This window comes from Catellatospora chokoriensis, from assembly GCF_011297315.1.
GTDB lineage: Bacteria > Actinomycetota > Actinomycetes > Mycobacteriales > Micromonosporaceae > Catellatospora > Catellatospora citrea.
The window spans coordinates 85,414-104,262 of the sequence record NZ_JAAOTI010000020.1 but is presented as its reverse complement, the minus strand read 5'-3'; the positions used below and the strand labels follow the sequence as shown (position 1 = coordinate 104,262).

Genomic DNA, 18,849 nt, shown 5'->3' with positions numbered 1-18,849 from the left:
GAACGGTCGGTGGACTGGTGGCGGGGCGGGGTGACGGCGAACATAGGGACGCCGGTACCGTCTGCGGATGCGCAGGCGGGTATGCCGGCCGCACCGCATCCCCCGCGGCGCGGCTCCCGCCGGCCGACGCGTTCGTGATTTGTGGAAGGAAGACGTATGTCTCAGGGCGAGGACGTACTCGCACTACGCGACGACCTGGCGGCACGGCCCGACTTCGAGGTCACGCTGCGCGGCTACGACAAGCGGCAGGTCGAGCAGTACATCGCGCGCATCAACGCCGAGGTGTCGTCGCTGTCGGCCGAGCGCGAGCGTGCGCTCGGGCAGGTCCGCGACCTCACCGAGCGGCTGAAGCGCCAGCACACCGACCTGTCCGAGCTGGCCGAGCTGCGCCAGCGTCCGGCGCAGGTCGAGCGGGCCTCGTTCCGCCACCTGGGCCCGATGGTGGACCAGATCCTGGAGCTCGCCGAGAAGCAGGCCGAGGCGATCACCACCACCACCGCCCAGCAGATGGCGCACCACAAGGACGAGGCGGAGAAGATCCTCGCCGAGGCCCGGGACCAGGCCGACCGGCTGCGCGCCGAGAGCGAGGGCGCCCTGGAGCGCGCCGAGCAGGAGCTCAAGCGGGTGCACGACCAGAACGCCCAGCAGGCCGAGCACGCCCGCGCCGAGGCCGACGCCCTGGTCGAGGCCGCCCGGGTGCGGGTGCAGCAGGAGGTCGAGGCCGCCCGTGCGCAGACCCAGCAGGAGGTCTCGCAGTGGAAGGCCAACGTGGAGCGCGAGCTCGCCGAGATGCGCGCGGCCGCCGAGCGTGAACTGGCCGGCCAGCGCACCGCGGTGAACCAGAAGAACGCCGCGCTGCACGCCGAGGCCCAGCAGCACGCGGTCGACCTGCGTCGCCGCGCCGACGACCAGAACGCCGCGCACCAGCAGCAGCTCACCGTCGTGCAGCAGGAGATCCGGGCCCGCCGCCAGGCGCTGGCCCAGCTGCAGGCCGAGCTGGACATCGCCCAGCAGCGCCTGGTGCAGTCGCGCCAGGACGGCGCCACCGCCGAGCGTGACGTGGCCCAGCTGCAGCAGCGCCTGAGCGAGACCACCCAGGAGCTCAACCACGAGCTGCACCGGCTGGAGGAGGCGCGCCGCTCGGCCGAGTCCGCCGAGCGCCACGCGGTGGCGGTGCGGGCCCGGGTGCAGCGCGAGGCGGAGCGGGTGGCCAACCTGGCCGCCGCGGCCGTCATGGCCGCCGCCGTGGGCGGGGTCGAGACCGGCGAGTACCCGCGGGTGCAGATGCGCCCGAACCCCCGCCACTCGGCTGCCGAGCCGGAGCAGCCCGAGGTGGTCGCCGACCACGAGGGCATGTCCGAGGAGCCGCCGCACGCCGAGGTGCTGGAGCCGGAGCAGCCGCAGGGTGAGCAGGCCGCGGGTGAGCAGCCCGAGGACGAGCGGGAGCAGCAGCACCACGAGGGCGACCCGGAGCTCGCCGAGTACGCCAACGGCCGCCGCGACGGCGAGATCGCGGTTCCGGCGCAGCGGATGCCGCTGCCGGAGCGCGTCGGCGCGGACGCCGAGTAGTCGCGTTCACGCAGCACAGGCCCGCTCACCCGTGGTGAGCGGGCCTGTGTCGTCTGTGTACCGTCTCAATTGGTGGGAATTAATAGTAAGGCTTATTGACTGTTAATTATCGACCCGCGACGATCCCAGGAGAACGGCTCCCCCGTGTCCTGAGATCGGAGCTTGCATGAACAGACTGCGAACAGCCGCGGCGGCCCTGGCCACCGCACTGGTCACCACCTTCGCGGTGGCGGCGCTGCCCGCCCCCGCCACCGCCGCCGAAGTGCTCGTCAACGGCGGCTTCGAGTCCGGCGCGCTGTCGCCGTGGACCTGCACCGGTGGCCTGGGCAGCGTCGTGTCCACCCCCGTACGCACCGGCACGAAGGCCCTGCAGGGCGCGGCCAGCACCTCCGACAACGCCAAGTGCAGCCAGACCGTCTCCGTCGTCTCCGGCACCCAGTACACGCTGTCGGCCTGGGTCCGCGGCAGCTACGTCTACCTCGGCGTCAACGGCGGGGCGTCCACCTGGACCCCGAGCGCCACCAACTGGACGCAGCTCACCCTGACCTTCACCGCCGCCGGCAGCTCCGTCCAGGTCTACCTGCACGGCTGGTACGGCACCGGCACCTACTTCGCCGACGACGTGTCCCTGCAGGGCCAGGGCGGCACCGGGCCGACCGTGCCCGGCACGCCCGGCAACCCGTCCGCGGGCTCGATCACCAACACCTCGGTCGCGCTGTCCTGGGGCGCGTCGTCGGGCACCGTGACCGGCTACCGGGTGTACGAGGGCAGCACCGTCGTCGCCTCGCCGACCGGCACCTCGGCCACCGTCAGCGGGCTGGGCGCGTGCACCACGCACACCTACTCCGTCGCGGCGTACAACAGCGCCGGCGAGTCACCGCGCTCGGGCAACGTCACCGTCACCACGACCGGCTGCGGCACCGGCGTGCCCGGCACCCCCGGCAACGTCTCCGTCGGCGGCGCGACGAACACCTCGCTGAACGTCAGCTGGAGCGCCTCGTCGGGCACCGTGACCGGCTACCGGGTGTACGAGGGCAGCACCGTGCGCGCCACCGTCACCGGCACCAGCGCCACCATCTCCGGCCTGGCCACCTGCTCCAGCCACACGTACACGGTGCGCGCCTACAACGGCACCGGCGAGTCCCCGGCGTCGGCGTCCGCGTCCGGCACCACCACCGGCTGCACCACCGGCACCCTGCCCAAGCACCTGCTCACCGGGTACTGGCAGAACTTCGTCAACGGAGCCACGCCGCTGCGGCTGTCGTCGGTGCCGACGACGTACGACATCGTCGCGGTCGCCTTCGCCGACGCCGTGTCCGGCACCCCGGGCGCGGTCACCTTCAACGTGGACTCGGGCCTGTCGTCGGCGCTCGGCGGCTACACCAACGCCCAGTTCCGCACCGACGTGGCCACCCTGAAGGGCCGCAACCAGAAGGTCATCCTGTCCGTCGGCGGCGAGCTCGGCTCGGTGTCGGTCAACAGCTCGGCCGCGGCGACCAACTTCGCCAACAGCCTCTACACGCTGATCACCGACTTCGGCTTCAACGGCGTCGACATCGACCTGGAGAACGGCCTCAACGCGACCTACATGGAGCAGGCGCTGCGCAACCTGCGTTCCCGCGTGGGGTCGGGCCTGATCATCACGATGGCGCCGCAGACCATCGACATGCAGTCCACGGGGGCGGGCTACTTCTCGCTCGCGCTCAACATCCGCGACATCCTGACCATCGTGCACACCCAGTTCTACAACTCGGGCAGCATGCTCGGCTGTGACCAGCAGTTCGCCTACTCGCAGGCCACGGTCAACTTCCTCACCGCGCTGGCCTGCATCCAGCTGCAGTCGGCGCTGCGGCCCGACCAGATCGCGCTCGGCCTGCCCGCCACCACCCAGGCCGCGGGCGGCGGCTACGTCGCTCCGTCCGTGGTCAACAACGCGCTGAACTGCCTGGCCGCGGGCACCAACTGCGGCAGTTTCGTCCCGCCGGCGCGCTGGCCCACGATCCGCGGCGCGATGACGTGGTCGATCAACTGGGACGCGTCCAACGGCTACAACTTCGCCAACACCGTCCACAACCACCTGGTGTCCATGCCGTAACCCTCACCGTCGCACGCTGACGTGGGCGAGGTCGCCCCGCGATCACCGGTCGTCGGGCGGCCTCGCAGTTTCGGGGAAAGTGCACCTTCGGGGGCGCGAGTTCGTGCACTTTCCCCGAAACTGCAAGCGCGTCAGGGCTGGACGGGCTCGGGGACGATGAGGACGATCTTGCCGCGGGCGTGGTCGGTCTCCAGGGCGCGCAGCGCGTCGGCGGTCTCCGACAGGGGGCGGACGCGTTCGATGACCGGGGACAGGCGGCCGGCGGCGATCAGGCCGGCGAGGTGGTCGAGGTCGGCGGTGTCGCGGCGGGTGGCCACCACGCGCAGCCGCTGCCGGGTCACCGCGCCCAGCGCGGTCACCTTGAGCAGGTGCGGCAGCGGGCCGAGCACCCGGCCGCCCGCGCCGCTGGAGGACAGGTACACCCCGCCCGGCGCGAGCACCCGGCGCAGCGCCGCGAGCCCGTGGCCGCCGGCCAGGTCGAAGATGACGTCGTAGCTGCGATCGCCCCGGGTGAAGTCCTCCCGGGTGTAGTCGACGACGACGTCCGCGCCCAGTGAGCGCACCAGGTCGGCGTTGCGGGTGCTGCACACCCCGGTGACCTGCGCGCCGAGATCGGCGGCCAGCTGCACGGCGAACGTGCCGACGCCGCCCGAGGCCCCGTTGACCAGCACCCGGCTGCCCGCCGTGACACCGCCCAGGCGCAGCGCCTGCAGGGCCGTCGACCCGGCCACGGGCAGCGTCGCCGCCTGCTCGAAGCTCACCCCGGCGGGCACACGGGCCAGGTGGTCGGCGGGCGCGGCGACGTACTCGGCGAAGCCGCGCTGGTCCACCTCGCCGAACACCTCGTCGCCGGGCTGCCAGCGGCTCACCTTCGCGCCGGCCTCGACGACGGTGCCGGCGATGTCGCGGCCCAGCACCGTCACCCGCGGCCGGCGCAGGCCCCAGGCCAGGCGGATCACGGTGGGCTCGCCGCGCAGCGCGACCCGGTCGCCGAAGTTGAGCGAGCAGGCGCGCACCCGCACCAGCACCTGCTCCGGCCCGACGGCGGGCCGGGGCACGTCGGCGTAGCGCAGCAGGTCGGCGGAGCCGTACCTGTCACGAACGATCGCTTTCACGGTGTTCTCCTTCTCTGGGCACGCCACCGGCACCCGGCGGCCGCGCTCTTGGGGGCTACGCAAGGTCTCAGGGCAGGCGGCGAACGGTCTTCAGCGGCGGCCGGGCGCGGGGCGAGCGACGTGGCGGCGGACGGCGGGACGGGCGGGTGGTCAGCGGTGGCGGGCCTGGCCGAGCCCGTCGGTGACGGTGTGCAGCAGGCTGAACGAGGACGCGGCGATCAGGCCGATCCCGATCCACCGGGTCGTGTCCGGTCCCCAACCGGCCGCGGCGACGAAGGCCGGGTTGAGCACCCGATCGGTCGCGACGAGCCAGATCAGCGTCAGCGGGGCAGCGACCTCGACCAGCGCGGCGGCCAGCGCCAGCGGCACGCTCCAGCGGGCGTAGTGCCGGGCGAAGGCGAACCCGAGCCCGGCCAGGCCCGCGGCGAGGTAGGCGTACACCACGCCGGTCTCCCACAGCCACGGTGACAGCAGGCCGATCGGCTCACCCGCCGCGTCGGCGCGCGTGCTCACCACCGGCGTCAGCAGCACGAACGTGCAGAAGAGCGCGGTCACCACGGTCAGCGTGGCCAGCTCCGCGTATCTGGCCCGCCGGCTCGGCCGCGCCGGCAGCGCGTCGACGCTCCACGGCCGGGCGGCCCCGGGGCGCAGGCGGGGCAGGCGGTCGAGGGCCGCGAAGGCCAGGGTGGTCCAGCAGACGATGTGGACGGCCGCGGTGAACGCGGCCGACAGCGCGTCACCGGCCAGAGTCAGCGCCTGCTCGCCGCGCAGTGCGCGGACCAGGCCGACTCCGGCGGCTGCCGCGGGGACCACGGTGGCGAGCAGCACGGCGAGCAGGCGCGTGTAGTCGTGGTAGAGCGCGGGGCCGATCAGGTGCAGCGGCCGGTCGGCATACCCGGCGGCGAGCCGGGACGGGTCGCCCAGGCCGGTCAGCACCTCGATCTCGGCGGCGGCCGGGTCGCCGCCGGCCTCGACGCGGTCGTCGACGGCGTCGGCGATCGCGGTGCGCAGCTCCTTCTCGATGTCGGCGCGCTGGCGGCCCGGCAGGCGGCGCAGCGTGGCGTCCACGTAGCGGTCGGTGAGGGTGGTCATGGCCGGCCTTTCAGTGCGCGGAATGCGGCGTCGAGGGCGTCCCAGTCGCGGCCCAGCGTCTCGGCGAGCTGCTCGCCCTCGGCGCTGGTGCGGTAGAACTTGCGCGGCCGGGCTTCGTCGGTGTTCCAGTCGCTGGTCAGCAGCCCCTGCTTCTCCAGTCGGCGCAGCAGGGGGTAGAGGGTGTTCGCGTCGACCGCGAAGCCGCGCTGCTCCAGGAGGTCGAGCAGCGCGTATCCGTAGTTGGCCTGCCTCAGCACGAGCAGGCAGGCCAGCACGACGGTGCCTCGGCGCAGTTCCTGCAGATGCGTCGAGAGCTGCTCGTCATTGACCATGCGTCACACGATAGTGTGTGCGACACAGTATGGCAACGGACGCCGCGGCCCCTCCGCTGACGGTTTCCCGTCAGTGGCAGGAACGGAGTGGATCGAGTCGGCCATCATGTGCGCCATGAAGTCATCAGGCCCGCTCGCCGCACTCTTCCTCGCCACCGTCCTTGCCACCGCCGCCTGCACCGCCGACACCCCGGGAACCACACCCACGTCCAGTGGCGCGCCGGGCGCCGCCGCGTCCGCCAGTGCCGCCGCCCCCTCGGCGGCCACCGCCGCAGGCGGTCAGGACAGCTGCCTGACCGGCAAGTGGAAGGCCGACGTGGACGCCATGGCCAAGGCGGCCGCCAGGCTGGGCGGCGGTGAGGGTGCGGGCTCCGGCAGCATCACCATGGAGTTCGCCGACCAGATGACCATCGCGTACGACAACGCGATCATCACGATCAAGTCGACCGTGTCCGGCTCGAACGTCGAGGCCAAGATGACCATCAGCGGCACGGCGACCAGCACCACCTACACGGCCAAGGACGGGAAGATCGGCGGCGTGATGCCGGGCGGCAAGATCACCACCAAGTCGGTCATGACCATGAACGGCGTCGAGACGCCCATGCCCGCCGGCGCCTTCGACGGCAACATCGACCTGTCCAAGAACACGTTGTCCTACACCTGTTCCGGCAACCGGGCCGAGCTGAACAACGGCTACGTCAGCTGGCCGCTGACCAAGGTCTCCTGACCTGACGGCGTGCGGGCGGTCGGCAGCCGCCGGTCGCCCGCACGCGTTCCGGGGGTCAGCCGACCTCGGCCACGACCGCCCCGCTCTGGTCACGGATCTGCGACCGGACGATCCGGACGGTCAGCTCCGGCGCGGCGGCCAGCCGGTGCACCCCGGCCACGGGCCGCAGCAGGCCGGCCAGTTCCGCCAGCACCTCGGGCGTGATCTGCAGGTCCAGCAGGCCGTCGGCCTCCTGGGCCAGCGCGAGCCGGGTGCCTGGCCGGATGCGCACCCCGCTCTCCGGGCCGGCGAGGTACAGCTCGCGGTCGAACGGGAGCCGGGCCGCCAGCACCCGCCCGATCCGGGTGGCGGCGTTCGCCCCGACGGTCAACGTGGTGACGCCGTCCTCCCGCTGCCAGCTCGCCTCCGCCACGAACAGGGCGCCGGTCGACGACCCGTCCTGGCGCACGCCGCGGGAGATCGCCGCGGCGACCTCGGCGTCGCTGGTGAGGTCGCCGCGGTCGAGGTCGGTGACCAGCAGCGGCAGCCGCGGTCGCAACGCGTCCAGCAGGCGCTGTGCGTCCCACTGCTCGACGACCGCGTACTCCTCCAGGGTCAGGCCGACGACCTGGAGGAACCGCACCCGTCCGTGCGGGGTGTCGATGACGCCTAGTTCGGGGTCGTCGGTGAAGGCGGCGGCGCGGATGGCGGTGTCCGCCCTCTCGGCGCACACGGGCCCGTTGAGGTCGAGGTGGTGTCCGGGCCCGAAGCCGTTGCCCGAGCCGAACACGTACCGGGCCAGGGCCTGCAGGAAGTTCGCCGCCCACAGCGGCGGCTCCTCCTCGCCCGCCGGGCGGGCCACCCGGAAGGTGAACTCGAAGCCCCAGCCTGACTGCTCCGGGTCGTCCCATTCCTTGCGGTACAGCTCGGACATGCCGTAGCCGACCAGGTGCCAGTGGTCGTCGCGGCGGTAGAAGCTGACGCCGTCGAGCGGGTCGGGGCCGCCCAGCATGAACTTGATCAGCGTGCCGTAGTGCTGCGGCTCGACCCCCGGGTAGAGCCGTTCCAGCGCGGCGTCAACGGCTTCCCAGCCCGGGTACTCGTCGGTGTCCTCGGTCATGGCCGGGACTCTACAAACGGGGTCCGCCTTTCGGGGTATGGGTTGCGGAGGGGTGCCATGAGATGCATACTCAACTTGTCAGTTGATTAACCGGATGGTTTAATAGAGAGGCGGACATGGACCGACTGAGCCGGGTCTTCGCGGCGCTGGCCGACCCGACCCGACGGGCGATCCTCGCCCGCCTGGCCGACGGCGAAGCCACCGTGAACCAGCTCGCCGAGCCGTTTCCGATCAGCCTCCAGGCGGTCTCCAAGCACCTGAAGGTGCTGGAGCAGGCGGGCCTGATCACCCGCGGCAGGGACGCCCAGTGGCGGCCCTGCCGGCTGGAGGCGGCCCCGCTGCGCGACATCTCCGCCTGGGCGGACCAGTACCGCCGCTTCTGGGACGAGCGCTACGACCGGCTGGACGACTACCTGCGGACCCTGCAGACGGGTCCCACAGCAGAGGAGAAGTGAGATGGGCGAGACCAAGACCCTGGACGTCAAGCTGCAGGGCGACCTCGAGATCGTGATGACGCGCAGCTTCGACGCGCCCCTGGCGCTGGTCTGGGAGGTGCACACCAAGGCCGAGCACCTGAAGAAGTGGTGGGCCCGCGGCCACGAGGCCGACGTCACCGCGTTCGACTTCCGGCCCGGCGGCAAGTGGCGCATCGTCGAGCACGGCGACAACGGCGAGGAATGGGCCTTCCGCGGCGAGGTCCGCGAGATCGTGCCGATGGAGCTGATCGTGCAGACGTTCGAGTGGGAGGGCCTGCCCGGCCACATCTCCGTCGAGCGCCTCGTCTTCGAGCACAAGGACGGCAAGACCACGCTCACCGGCACGTCGACGTTCGCCAGCAAGGAGGACCGCGACGGCATGGTCGCCTCCGGCATGGAGGGCGGCGCCAACGAGTCCTACCAGGCCCTCGACGCGTACCTCAAGACGCTGGCCTGACCGGCGCGGCGGCCCCGCGCCGACGGACGTCCGCCGGTGCGGGGCCGCGCCGGGTCAGTTGCGCGCGCCGCCCAGGCCGAGCAGCGCCGCCAGCCCGAGCGCGCTGCGCGGGGCGTACGGCATCCGCCACAGCCCGCCGTGCGCCGCCCCGTGCGCCTCCTCCTGCCACACGTGCTCGCGCACCGGCGGGGGATTGCGCAGGTCGTGCACCAGCAGCGCCGCCATCAGCGTGTTGGACGCCGCCGGCTCGAACACCTCCACGCCGAACGCCGGCGCGCCCGCGTACGCCGCGGCCAGCACCCGGTTCTTCACCACCGAACGAGTCCGCGTCGGCGGCGCCACCTTGAAGCTGACCGTCGCGCCCTCGTGCCGGGCCACCGCCGCCCGCCACCGCTGCAGCCGCTTGGCCAGCGCGTAGTTCGGACCCTGCTGTGCCACCAGGCTGTCGCAGATGCCCGGGTCCGCCTCGGGCGGATAGTTGCGCCGCAGCAGCCGCCCCGCCGACAGCATCCGCAGCGGCCCGCGCAGCGTACGCAGCGTCGACGGCTGCCGGTACTTCTCCTCGGCCTGGGCGACCGCCTCCCCGGGCGCGGCGAACACGTCCGTCGGGGTGGCCAGGAACGCCAGCGCCGTGTCCGGGCGCTGCCCGCGCAGGTGCTCGGTCAGCGCGTCCACCGCCGCGCATACCCGCAGATTGGTCGCCCCGTCCGCATAGACGTAGTTGCCGACCACCAGCCGGCCCTCCACGCCGAGCAGCCAGTCCGCGACCGTGGGCAGCTGGTGCAGCAGGTCCGCGCCGGCGACCTCGGCCAGGTCCGCGTGGTCGCGGCGCGCGGCGGCGACCGGGATCCGCAGCCGGCCGCCGTACCGCCGGGCGGTCTCCAGCAGACCCCGCCACAGCTGCGGCCGCGGCAGGTCGACCGCGACGACCTCGCCGCCCCAGCGCAGCAGCGAATGCGTCGGACCCATCTCGGCGCCCGCGCCCAGCGCCACCACCCGCACGTCGGACAGGTCCAGCCAGTCCGGGTTCGCCATCACCGCCCGCACCGCGTCGGCGCAGCTCGGCTCCACGACCCCGGCGGCCACCCATGCGTCCAGCTGCCGGGCCAGCGCGTCGCCGCGCAGCCGCTCGCCCCGGTACGGCAGGGACAGCTCGCGGTCGGTGTCACCATCGCCGCCGACCGTCACCGTGCTCAGCTCCGCGGACGGGTCGGGCTTTCGTGCGAACGCCTCCCGCAGGCCGGTCTCGCCGTCCGCGGTCACCACCCGCATCCGCCCGTGCAGCGAGGCCAGGCCCGCCGCCGCGCTGCCGCGCGCGGCAGCGCCGGAGGTCAGCCCCGCCTCCACCAGCCGCCTGAAGTGCACCAGGTAGTCGGCGCGCCAGTTGGTCTCGTGCTCGGCGGCCCGCGCCCCGACCGGGTCGACCGGACGCAGCGCGTCGGCGACCACGGCCCGTCCCAGCGCGGACGTGCTGCGCTCGGTGCCACTGCTGACGGGGAAGACCACCCCGGACGATGCCATCGTGCCGCTCCTTCGCCTGGCCGCGGCGGGTGCGGGCCGCGTCGAGCGCGGACACTATCGCCTGAGCCGGGCAGGGGGCAACGACTCCCCTCGTAAGACCGCCGTGGCGCGCCGGCCCGGCAGGCTGTCGCCGGTCAGCCCGCCGACGCCAGGCGCCAGGTCGCCCTGCGGACTCAGCCTGCCCGGGCACCGGTGATCCGGCCGGCGAGCGCCGCCACGTCGACCGGGCCGGTGGTGTCGACCCGGTGCAGGGTGCCCACGCCGAGCGGGACCGCGGCGGCCGCCCAGGCCGCGAATCGCGCCCCGCTGTCGACGACCGTGTCGCGGTGCACCGGGTGCCGGCCAGGCGCGCGGAACTCGTAGCGCCGCAGGGCGATCTCGACGGGCACGTCGCACCAGACCTCGTGGACGGTCGCCGGATCGATCGCGGCGCGGGCCAGGCCCGCGAGCACGACTTCGCGCAGATGCGCCAGCCACGGCGACTCGAGCACCGCGCCGCCCGGCGCATACGCGAGCAGTGTCCAGAGCGTCTCACCAGCGGCGACGCCCAGCGAGCGGCTCCATTCGGGGCCCTGCCCCGGCAGGTGATCGGCGAGGGTCTCCTTCACCGCGTCCTTGGCGAAGACCGGCAGCCGCAGCGCGTGGCCCAGCTCCCGCGCCAGGGTTGTCTTCCCCGCACCGGGAAGGCCGTTGACCAGCACCACGAGCACGGGCGGATGCTACCGGCCGGATGCGGCCCCGGCTGCCCGCCACGCGTGTGCGTCTCCGGCCGACCGGATGCCCGCCTTGCCCGGCACGCCGGACGGCGGGAGACTTGCTGTCGGCAGTGGACAGACCGCAGGGGAGGGGATCGCGCTGGTACGGCGGGAGCGCAAAGCCGTGGCGGGTGTGCCGGTCTGGCTGCTGGACATCGACGGGGTGATCAACGCGGTCACCGATCTGCCGGACCGCCGCGTCTGGCCGGATCAGGAGTGGGTCCGGACCAGCGCGCCCAGCAAGCACGACCTCGAATGGCCCATCCTCGCCGCGACGCCCGTCCTGGACTTCCTGCGCCGGGTCCACGAGCAGGGCCGTGCCGAGATCTGGTGGCACAGCACCTGGCAGCACCACTCCGTCAACGTCGGCACCGCCTTGGGCCTGCCGGTCTGGCCGGTGCGCGAGTGTCCCGAGTTCGGATCGCAGGACACCGCCCTGGCGACGCCGCTGGCCAGGACGAAGCAGACCTGGTGGAAGCTGCCCGCGGCGCTGCGGGTGCTCGACGAGGGCCGCCCGCTGCTGTGGACCGACGACGACGTGCGCCACCAGCTGCGCGCCGCCGACACCAGGCCGTGGGGTGACCGGGCACTGGTGTTGGCCCCGCCGGTCGAGGTCGGGCTGACGCCGCGCCAGTTGCGCCGCATCGACCGCTGGCTCACCAGGTGGGCGGCCTGACCCACCCTTACCTACCGTGTATCCCTACGGTACCCTCCGTATGTCTCATGTGGAGGGTGGTCGATGTGAGCGTTCCGGACAGGGCAGCGTTCGCCGGGCTCGGCGCCCCCGTGCAGCGCTACGGCACCAGACCGGTGGCACAGCTGCTCATCGCCCCGATCGTGGCCGCGACCACGCTGGTGCTCGGCTTCGGCGCGGACATCGTGCCCTACCAGATCGCCGGGATCGCGATCACCGTCGGACTGCTCGTCCAGGCCCTGCTGATCCACCGCAACCGGGCGATCCACGTGTACGAGCGAGGAATGATCACGGTCGGCGCGCTCGGCCGGGTGCAGCACGTGGTGACCTGGCACGAGGTGGCCTACGTCGAAGGCGTCACCGTCAACACCAGCAACGGCGCGTTCACCACCACCCGCCGCGACTTCACCGTGCACGTGCCGGGCGGCCGGGTCCGCTTCAACGACCTCCTGGTGGCCGACGGCGACCGGCTCGCCGCCCACATCGCCCTGCGGGCCGGGCAGCGCCGCCTCTTCTGACCGCCGGCGCGGGTCAGACGCGGGGGTGGCCGAAGCCGTGCGGCAGCGGCGGGATCCGGTCGATGAGGGTGCGGGCCGCTTCGATCACCAGCAGCCGGTCGTAGGTCAGCGCGATGTCGTAGGTGGGCTCGGCCGCGGCGACGGCCTCGGTCGCGCGGTGCGACCGGGCGACGAGCGCGGCGGCGAAGTAGCTTCCGATGACGATCACCACCCGCTCGGCGGTGAGCGGATCGCCGGCGGGAACCGACACCGCCTGGATGCCGGTCCCGGGTTCGACCAGCTCCGGGCCGTACGCGGTGACCGTGACGCCGCGGCGGGCGATGTGGTTGAAGGTCAGCCGGGTCTCCCCGTCGATCTGCCGTTCCGGCACGGTGGCGAAGAACATCGTGGCGTCGTCGGTGCGCAGCGCCATCTGCTCCAGCAGACGGCCGATGGGGACGAGCATCTGGTCGGTCACCTCGGCGATCGGCACTCTGTCCTCCACCACGCCGAACGGAGTGACCGAACCCGACGGCAGCTCGGCCACGCGGGGCAGCGCGAAAGCCGAGCGGACGACGGTCGCCGGCAGCGGGCCGGGCCTGCCGAACAACCAGCCCTGCCCCAACCGTGCGCCCATGCCGCGGGCGGTGCCGAGGTGCTCGCTGGTCTCGATCCCCTCGGCGAGCACGGCCGCCCCGGTGCGGCCGGCCTCGGTGAGCACGGCGTTGACCACGAACGCCTGCGCCCACTCCGCGCTGCGGCCCTGGACCAGGGAGCGGTCGAGCTTGATGACATCGGGGCGGACCAGCGCCATCATGCCCAGGCTCGCCGGGTCGACGCCGACGTCGTCGAGGGCAATGCGGCTGCGCCCGCGACGTGCGCCGACCACGGAGCGGATCAACGAGGCCGGATCCCTGACCACCCGCTCGGTCACCTCGATCACCAGATCGAGCCGGTCAGCCGCCTGCGCGAACGCGTCGGCGAGCTCGGGTGGTGGCGAGGACCCGAACGTCTCCGGCTCCACATTGAGGAACAGCGGGACGTCGAGACCGGCGTCCAGGGCCGCGGCGCAGGCCGCGCTGCCGCAGATCCAGTCGAGTTCGACGACCGCTCCGCGCCGCTCCGCCTCGGCGAAGAGCGCGTCCGGAGTCGCGAACCGGCTGCCCTCAGGCCCTCGGATCAGTGCCTCGAAACCGACCGTCAACCCGTCGTCGAGCGAGACGATCGGTTGGAAGACCGGCGTGACCGCGCGCTCGGCCAGTATTCGGGAGAATTCGTCGTCCTGGACGGCAGGCACCGCAGCGGGAACTGGCATCCGCGCCCCTTGGAAGCCGGTCGGACATCAGATGATCTTCATCGTATCCATCGTAGCCGCCACCTGCGCACCCGGCGGCGATGTCGGCCGACTACGGCCCTGCGGGAGCGTACGACGAGCCCGGGGTTGGCCGAGGTCGCGCCCGGGCACGGCGACTACCATGGGCGCTGCTAGCTGAGGGTCTCGTTCGCGGGGGAGTGGTATGTGATGGGCGCGCACGCGATCGACACCGGCGTGCTCGACGACCCGGCCGGAGCGGCCCTGTCCGGCCCGCATGCCGGGTTCGCCCGGCGGCACGGGCGGGCGGCCTGCTACGACCCGGCCGTCACGCCGTTCGCGGCGCTGCCGGCGGGCGCCGGCGCCCAGGCTTGGGATGACTTGGCGGCGCTGGTGGGTCCCGGCGGCACCGCCGCCGTCATCGGCGACCATCCGGTGCCGGCGGGTTGGCGGATCACCTGGCAGGACGAGGTCGTCCAGCTGGGCGACGCCGCGATCGCGGTCGCGGACGAGCCCGCGGCGGTGCCGCTGGGCGTGGCCGACGTGCCCGAGATGCTCGACCTGGTCCAGCGCACCAAGCCGGGGCCGTTCCTCGCCCGCACCGTCGAGATGGGTTCCTACCTCGGCATCAGGCAGGACGGCAAGCTCGTGGCGATGGCCGGGGAGCGGATGCACCCGCCCGGCTTCACCGAGATCAGCGCCGTGTGCACCGACCCCGCATACCGCGGGCAGGGGCTGGCCACCCGCCTGATCAGCGCGGTCGCCGCGGGCGTACGCCGGCGTGGCGAGACGCCGTTCCTGCACGCCGCCAGCGACAACACCGCCGCGATCCGGCTCTACGAGGCGATGGGCTTCGCCGTGCGCCGCAGCCTCACCTTCACGGTCGTGGTCGCGCCGGACTGACCGGGCTCAGCTCCTCCAGCCAGCGGTCCAGCTCGGCCGGGGTGCGGAACAGCCGCACCTGAGGACCGGGGGAGTCCGCCGCCCAGCGGCGCATCCGGCGGCGCTTGCGCCCGAACGACGCGAAGTGCCACAGCATGATCGACTCGGCGGACAGCACGCTGCCCAGCGTCTCGCGGTTGCCGTTGCAGATGACCTCGCCGGTGGAGATCAGCCGCGCGGTGCGCCGCAGCAGCCGCCGCAGCGTCAGCCCGCGCGAGAAGTCCAGCCCGATGATCAGGTCGGCGGCGGCGAGCGGAACGTCCAGCCAGTCCTTGTACGCGCCGTCGAGGATCCAGGACGTCCGCCGGCAGACGGCCGCGATCCGGTCCCGCTGCACCGGCATGGGGACCTCTTTCCAGCCGGGCTCCCACGTCAGCTCGTCGACCGGCTGCCAGGGCAGGTTCAGCCGCCGGGAGAGCTCCAGGGCGAGCGTGGACTTGCCCGCCCCGTACACCCCGTAGATCAGGATCCTCTGCGGGAAGGGGCGGCGCGCGGTCACCGGCCGAGCGTAGCGGGATCCCGCAATTTCGTTTATTGCGGATAGTATGGTTGTTGCGAATGATCGGGGAGGTGGAGCGGTGAGCGTAGGCGCCATGAGCACGGAACCGCCCAGCGCGCACGTGGTGCAGCTCGCTGCCCATGCGCTGGAGCGGATCCGCTCCTATCTGCGGGATCATCCCGAAGGCCCGGCGGACGTGCGCGTACAGGTGAGCGATGAGCCCGGTGCCGAACTGACGGTGCCTCGCGAGGCGGTGGTCCTGCTTGCCCGAGCCCTGTCGCATCTGGCCGACGGCCATGCGGTCACGGTGTTGCCGGCTGACGCCGAGCTGACCACACAGCAGGCAGCGGACCTGTTGCACGTCTCGCGGCCGTTCCTGATCAGACTGCTGGAGTCGGGCGAGATCCGTTATCGCAAGGTGGGCAGCCATCGGCGGGTCGACCTGCAGTCGCTGCTGGACTACCGGCGTGTCGACGATGCGCGCACGTTGCGTGCAGCCAACGAACTCAGCGCACTTGACGAGGAACTCGGCCTTATCTGACCAGCCGGGGCGAAGCCGGATGCCGATGACCGTCATTTACGACGCCAATGTGCTCTACCCGAACACCCTGCGGGACCTGCTCATCCGTCTCGCCCGTGCCGGCACGGTGCAGGCGCGGTGGACCGACCAGATCCTCGACGAGATGACCGAGGCCCTGCATCGCAACAGGCCGGACATCGATCCCGCCAAGACCAGGCGGCTTCGTGAACTCATGAACGCCGCCGTACGGGACTGTCTCGTCACGGACTACCAGGATCTGACGGACACGATCGATCTGCCGGACAAGGACGACCGGCATGTCGTCGCCGCAGCCATCTCGGCCGGGGCTCACTCGATCATCACCTGGAATCTGCGCGACTTCCCCGTGGACCGTCTAGCTGCCTACGGCCTGCAAGCACAGACTCCGACGACTTCGTCTGCAGCCTGATGGAGGAGTCTCGTCCGGTGGTGTGGAGCTGCATCCAGCAGATCGCCGATGCCCGCACGATGCGACCGCAGGCGGCCCAGGACGTGCTTGCGCAGCTGGAGCGGGACGGTCTCATCAGGGCGGTAGCTCGCATCGGCGCCTGAGCGCCGTCGACGCCATGAGTCCGCAGGCTTGCACCCGTGGCTGACGTGGACATACTTGAGAGGTACAACGTCTGTTGTTCTTTGAACAACCATCGTAGTATCCGGGGTATGTCGAATCGGCGTGAGCTGCTGCTGGATACCGCGATCTCCCTGCTGGGCGAGCGTGGCGTGCACGGGCTCACCCATCGCGCCGTCGACGCCGAGGCCGGGCTGCCGACCGGCTCGGCGGCGAACTACTTCAGCACCCGCGATGCCCTGCTCGACGCGGTGGTGGAGCGTGTCGCCGACCGCGAACGCGACATCGGGGAGCAGCTGTGGGCCACCCGCTGCCCGACCACCCCCGCGGAACTGGCCGAGGTGCTGGCCGAGTTGGCCCACCAGGCGACCGGTCCGCAGCGGACGCTGACGCTGGCCCGCTACGCCGTGCTCGTCGAAGCCGCCCACCGGCCGCAGCTGCAGGCGCAGCTCGCCGCCGTGGGCGGCCGGGTGCGGGCGTACTTCCTGACCTGGATGCGTGTCGCGGGTTCCACCGACCTGGCACGGGACGCGCCGATCATCATGAACTGCTGGACGGGCCTTGTCCTGCACCAGTTGTCCTACCCGAACCCTCGGTTCGACCCGCTCGCGCAGCTCGGCCCGCTCGTGGCCGCCCTGCTCCCCCCGCCGGATGGAAAGCGAGGCAGTCATGGACCATGACCAGGTGTGGCAGGCGATCGACGCGCAGCGGCAGGCCGTCGCCGACCTGCTGGCGCAGCTGTCCGAGGACGACTGGCGGCAGCCGTCGCTGTGCGCGGGCTGGACGGTGCGCGACGTCGCGGCGCACCTGACCCTGCAGCAGTTCGGCCCGCGCGACATGCTGCGCGAGCTGCCGCACCTGCGGCTGCGCGGCATGAACCGGCAGATCCTCGACATGGCCCGCCGCCACGCGGAACTGCCCACGGCGGAGCTGGTCGCGCGTATTCGCGCCATGATCGGCTCGCGGCGGCACAACCTCGGCGTCACGCCGCTGGAGACCCTGATCGACATCCTGGTGCACAGTCAGGACATCGCCGTTCCGGTGGGCCGCCGCCTGGCCCTGGACCCCGCGGCCGCGGCCGTCGCGGCGACCCGGGTGTGGGCATTGAACTGGCCGTTCCGGGCACGCCGACGGATGGCCGGATTCCGGCTGTCCGCGACCGACACGGACTGGGCGATGGGCTCCGGCGCCGAGGTCGGCGGCCCGATCGAGGCGATCCTGCTGGTGCTCACCGGCAGGCTGGCCGCCCTGCCCGCGTTGTCGGGCGTCGGCGCCACGGCGCTCGCCGCAAAGCTGTCGGCTACGAGCTGACCCGTCGTCGGGCGCGTCACACCCTTCAGTCGATGCCGAGGCGCAGGCGTTCGGTGAGGTCGTCGATGCCGAGGTAGAGGTACGCCGTCTGGTACTGGAGGTTGCCGAACAGCTGGGCCTCGCCGCGATAGATCGCCAGTAGGCTGTCCTTGCCCCGCCACCAGCCGTCGGCGACGCCGGCGACCTCGGGCACCGGGCGCAGCCCGTATCGCTCGGGCAGGCCGTCGATCCTGGCCCCGGTGGCTATGCGGACCTCGGCGGGCAGGCCGTCGGCGAGGTGCCGCAGCGCGGCGGCCTCCACCCAGCCCTCGACCGAGCCGTGCAGCGGCACCCAGTTGTCTTCGGCGACGATGCCGAAGCGGCCCGCGCCGTCGACCATGAACCCGTACGCCATGGAGCAGCGCGTGTTTCCTGCCTCGAAGCACGGCCCGAGCCGGTCGGCGACGGAAGGCTCGTCGGCATCGAGGACTTGCGGACCTCCTTCGTACTCGGGGGTCGGTGGCAGTTCCAGTCCACCCCACCGGGCGTGGTACGCGGCCAGGTGTTCGACGGCGTCCGCGGGTCGGTCGTATCGGTGCCAGTGCCGCCGGTGCTGCTCGACCGACCACGTCTCGTGCCGGATCGCGTGCGCGGTCAGGTAGGCCCGAGCGCGCCGGGTCAGGCCGCTCGGGAGTCTGAGCGCGACGTCGCGGGTCATCGCGTCAGGTTAACCAGGAGCGGCGACCTTTTCGACCGTCGCGGGCCGGGACTTTCCATTGACTGTCACCACTTGGGTTGGCCATGCTGACCGAGGTATCGGTTGAATCGTCAACTTCGATGCCGTCCTCATTCCTCCGCCCGGAAGGAGAAACCCCGTGCCCCGTTCCCTGATCAAGCGCCGTGCCGTCGCGGCGGTCGGTGTGGCGGTTGCCGCATCGGCCCTGCTAATGGCCGCCGCCGCGCCGGCGATGGCATACACCGCCAAGGAGTTCACCGGCGGCGGCCGCGGCCTGACGGCTGCGTCGGCGATCCAGGCCGCCGCCTGGGACGCCGAGGCGTCGGCGAGCGCCGAGCAGCTCAACACGTGCGTCCGGACCGGAGAGCCGGGGGTCTGGGAGGTCTTCGACCACCCCTACTTCGGGCACGTCTTCTTCGCCGAGGTCACGGTGTCCTGCACCCCGTGATCGGCTGACGTGCCTCGTCTCCCGGATTCGGCGCATCCGGGAGACGAGGCGTTCAGGGGGTGGCGG

22 protein-coding genes and 2 pseudogenes are annotated in these 18,849 nt (G+C 72.3%); 15 read left to right on the top strand and 9 right to left on the bottom strand.

Going from position 1 to position 18,849, the window contains the following annotated elements:
• Nucleotides 1–156: 156 nt before the first annotated feature.
• From HAV39_RS27300 to HAV39_RS43530, 3 genes and pseudogenes are all read left to right on the top strand, one after another.
• Nucleotides 157–1,569, top strand: a complete 1,413-nt coding sequence (locus HAV39_RS27300; protein WP_191842053.1) for a coiled-coil domain-containing protein — start codon at nucleotides 157–159, stop codon at nucleotides 1,567–1,569.
• A 166-nt stretch (nucleotides 1,570–1,735) separates the two neighbouring features.
• Nucleotides 1,736–2,674 (top strand): annotated as a pseudogene (locus HAV39_RS43535) (fibronectin type III domain-containing protein); the annotation flags it as partial.
• Nucleotides 2,583–3,664: pseudogene (locus tag HAV39_RS43530) on the top strand (chitinase); the annotation flags it as partial. The pseudogenes HAV39_RS43535 and HAV39_RS43530, both read left to right, overlap by 92 nt.
• Nucleotides 3,665–3,795: 131 nt before the next feature.
• Here the strand turns inward: HAV39_RS43530 and HAV39_RS27290 are convergent.
• The 3 genes from HAV39_RS27290 to HAV39_RS27280 all read right to left on the bottom strand — a co-directional run bounded on the left by HAV39_RS27290 (nucleotide 3,796) and on the right by HAV39_RS27280 (nucleotide 6,203).
• Nucleotides 3,796–4,779 (bottom strand): NAD(P)-dependent alcohol dehydrogenase, encoded by a 984-nt coding sequence (locus HAV39_RS27290; protein WP_191842051.1) that lies wholly within the window; start codon nucleotides 4,777–4,779, stop codon nucleotides 3,796–3,798.
• Between the two features lie 150 nt (nucleotides 4,780–4,929).
• Nucleotides 4,930–5,871, bottom strand: a complete 942-nt coding sequence (locus tag HAV39_RS27285; RefSeq protein WP_191842050.1) for a permease prefix domain 1-containing protein — start codon at nucleotides 5,869–5,871, stop codon at nucleotides 4,930–4,932.
• Complete coding sequence (locus tag HAV39_RS27280; protein ID WP_120319830.1) at nucleotides 5,868–6,203, bottom strand: PadR family transcriptional regulator; 336 nt, start codon at nucleotides 6,201–6,203, stop codon at nucleotides 5,868–5,870. The genes HAV39_RS27285 and HAV39_RS27280 overlap by 4 nt, the downstream gene beginning before the upstream one ends.
• Nucleotides 6,204–6,318: 115 nt before the next feature.
• Here HAV39_RS27280 and HAV39_RS27275 point away from each other — a divergent pair, with 115 nt between their 5' ends.
• Complete coding sequence (locus tag HAV39_RS27275; RefSeq protein ID WP_191842049.1) at nucleotides 6,319–6,930, top strand: hypothetical protein; 612 nt, start codon at nucleotides 6,319–6,321, stop codon at nucleotides 6,928–6,930.
• A gap of 55 nt (nucleotides 6,931–6,985) precedes the next feature.
• On the opposite strand, the gene HAV39_RS27270 is transcribed toward HAV39_RS27275, so the two are convergent.
• Nucleotides 6,986–8,029 (bottom strand): suppressor of fused domain protein, encoded by a 1,044-nt coding sequence (locus HAV39_RS27270; protein ID WP_191842048.1) that lies wholly within the window; start codon nucleotides 8,027–8,029, stop codon nucleotides 6,986–6,988.
• A 116-nt stretch (nucleotides 8,030–8,145) separates the two neighbouring features.
• Here HAV39_RS27270 and HAV39_RS27265 point away from each other — a divergent pair, with 116 nt between their 5' ends.
• Both HAV39_RS27265 and HAV39_RS27260 read left to right on the top strand, forming a co-directional pair.
• Entirely contained in the window at nucleotides 8,146–8,484 is a 339-nt protein-coding gene (locus HAV39_RS27265; RefSeq protein ID WP_191842047.1) for an ArsR/SmtB family transcription factor, read from the top strand.
• A gap of 1 nt (nucleotide 8,485) precedes the next feature.
• A complete protein-coding gene (locus HAV39_RS27260) occupies nucleotides 8,486–8,962 on the top strand; it encodes an SRPBCC family protein (protein WP_191842046.1) in 477 nt (158 codons plus the stop codon).
• A 54-nt stretch (nucleotides 8,963–9,016) separates the two neighbouring features.
• Here HAV39_RS27260 and HAV39_RS27255 read toward each other — a convergent pair whose 3' ends face one another.
• On the bottom strand, nucleotides 9,017–10,483 hold the full coding sequence (locus HAV39_RS27255) for a hypothetical protein (RefSeq protein ID WP_191842045.1): 1,467 nt from the start codon (nucleotides 10,481–10,483) through the stop codon (nucleotides 9,017–9,019).
• Nucleotides 10,484–10,656: 173 nt separating this feature from the next.
• A complete protein-coding gene (locus HAV39_RS27250; RefSeq protein ID WP_203736404.1) occupies nucleotides 10,657–11,193 on the bottom strand; it encodes a P-loop nucleotide/nucleoside kinase family protein in 537 nt (178 codons plus the stop codon).
• Nucleotides 11,194–11,260: 67 nt separating this feature from the next.
• Between HAV39_RS27250 and HAV39_RS27245 the strand changes: the two genes are divergently transcribed.
• Nucleotides 11,261–11,914 carry a hypothetical protein gene (locus HAV39_RS27245; RefSeq protein ID WP_191842044.1) on the top strand — a complete coding sequence of 218 codons (654 nt, stop codon included), beginning with the start codon at nucleotides 11,261–11,263 and terminating at the stop codon, nucleotides 11,912–11,914.
• Between the two features lie 65 nt (nucleotides 11,915–11,979).
• Entirely contained in the window at nucleotides 11,980–12,450 is a 471-nt protein-coding gene (locus HAV39_RS27240) for a hypothetical protein (protein WP_191842043.1), read from the top strand.
• Between the two features lie 13 nt (nucleotides 12,451–12,463).
• Here the strand turns inward: HAV39_RS27240 and HAV39_RS27235 are convergent, their stop codons facing one another.
• The gene (locus tag HAV39_RS27235) at nucleotides 12,464–13,744 is read right to left on the bottom strand and encodes a sensor domain-containing phosphodiesterase (RefSeq protein ID WP_191842042.1); all 1,281 of its coding nucleotides are present in this window, start codon (nucleotides 13,742–13,744) and stop codon (nucleotides 12,464–12,466) included.
• 207 nt (nucleotides 13,745–13,951) lie between these two features.
• Between HAV39_RS27235 and HAV39_RS27230 the strand changes: the two genes are divergently transcribed.
• Nucleotides 13,952–14,644, top strand: coding sequence for a GNAT family N-acetyltransferase (locus HAV39_RS27230; RefSeq protein WP_191842041.1), 693 nt, complete (start codon nucleotides 13,952–13,954; stop codon nucleotides 14,642–14,644).
• On the opposite strand, the gene HAV39_RS27225 is transcribed toward HAV39_RS27230, so the two are convergent.
• Nucleotides 14,619–15,182 carry a P-loop NTPase family protein gene (locus HAV39_RS27225; protein ID WP_191842040.1) on the bottom strand — a complete coding sequence of 188 codons (564 nt, stop codon included), beginning with the start codon at nucleotides 15,180–15,182 and terminating at the stop codon, nucleotides 14,619–14,621. The genes HAV39_RS27230 and HAV39_RS27225 overlap by 26 nt on opposite strands.
• A 94-nt stretch (nucleotides 15,183–15,276) precedes the next feature.
• Between HAV39_RS27225 and HAV39_RS27220 the strand changes: the two genes are divergently transcribed.
• The 5 genes from HAV39_RS27220 to HAV39_RS27205 all read left to right on the top strand — a co-directional run bounded on the left by HAV39_RS27220 (nucleotide 15,277) and on the right by HAV39_RS27205 (nucleotide 17,620).
• Nucleotides 15,277–15,723, top strand: a complete 447-nt coding sequence (locus HAV39_RS27220) for a helix-turn-helix domain-containing protein (RefSeq protein WP_191842039.1) — start codon at nucleotides 15,277–15,279, stop codon at nucleotides 15,721–15,723.
• Nucleotides 15,724–15,748: 25 nt separating this feature from the next.
• Complete coding sequence (locus HAV39_RS27215) at nucleotides 15,749–16,150, top strand: PIN domain-containing protein (RefSeq protein WP_203736403.1); 402 nt, start codon at nucleotides 15,749–15,751, stop codon at nucleotides 16,148–16,150.
• Nucleotides 16,150–16,293 (top strand): VapC50 family PIN domain-containing toxin, encoded by a 144-nt coding sequence (locus HAV39_RS43775; RefSeq protein WP_203736402.1) that lies wholly within the window; start codon nucleotides 16,150–16,152, stop codon nucleotides 16,291–16,293. Before HAV39_RS27215 ends, HAV39_RS43775 begins: the two co-directional genes overlap by 1 nt.
• Nucleotides 16,294–16,401: 108 nt before the next feature.
• On the top strand, nucleotides 16,402–16,989 hold the full coding sequence (locus HAV39_RS27210; protein ID WP_191842038.1) for a TetR/AcrR family transcriptional regulator: 588 nt from the start codon (nucleotides 16,402–16,404) through the stop codon (nucleotides 16,987–16,989).
• On the top strand, nucleotides 16,979–17,620 hold the full coding sequence (locus HAV39_RS27205) for a maleylpyruvate isomerase family mycothiol-dependent enzyme (protein WP_191842037.1): 642 nt from the start codon (nucleotides 16,979–16,981) through the stop codon (nucleotides 17,618–17,620). Before HAV39_RS27210 ends, HAV39_RS27205 begins: the two co-directional genes overlap by 11 nt.
• 25 nt (nucleotides 17,621–17,645) lie before the next feature.
• On the opposite strand, the gene HAV39_RS27200 is transcribed toward HAV39_RS27205, so the two are convergent.
• On the bottom strand, nucleotides 17,646–18,317 hold the full coding sequence (locus tag HAV39_RS27200; protein ID WP_191842036.1) for a hypothetical protein: 672 nt from the start codon (nucleotides 18,315–18,317) through the stop codon (nucleotides 17,646–17,648).
• A 157-nt stretch (nucleotides 18,318–18,474) separates the two neighbouring features.
• Between HAV39_RS27200 and HAV39_RS27195 the strand changes: the two genes are divergently transcribed.
• Nucleotides 18,475–18,783 carry a hypothetical protein gene (locus HAV39_RS27195; RefSeq protein WP_191842035.1) on the top strand — a complete coding sequence of 103 codons (309 nt, stop codon included), beginning with the start codon at nucleotides 18,475–18,477 and terminating at the stop codon, nucleotides 18,781–18,783.
• Nucleotides 18,784–18,849 lie beyond the last annotated feature (66 nt).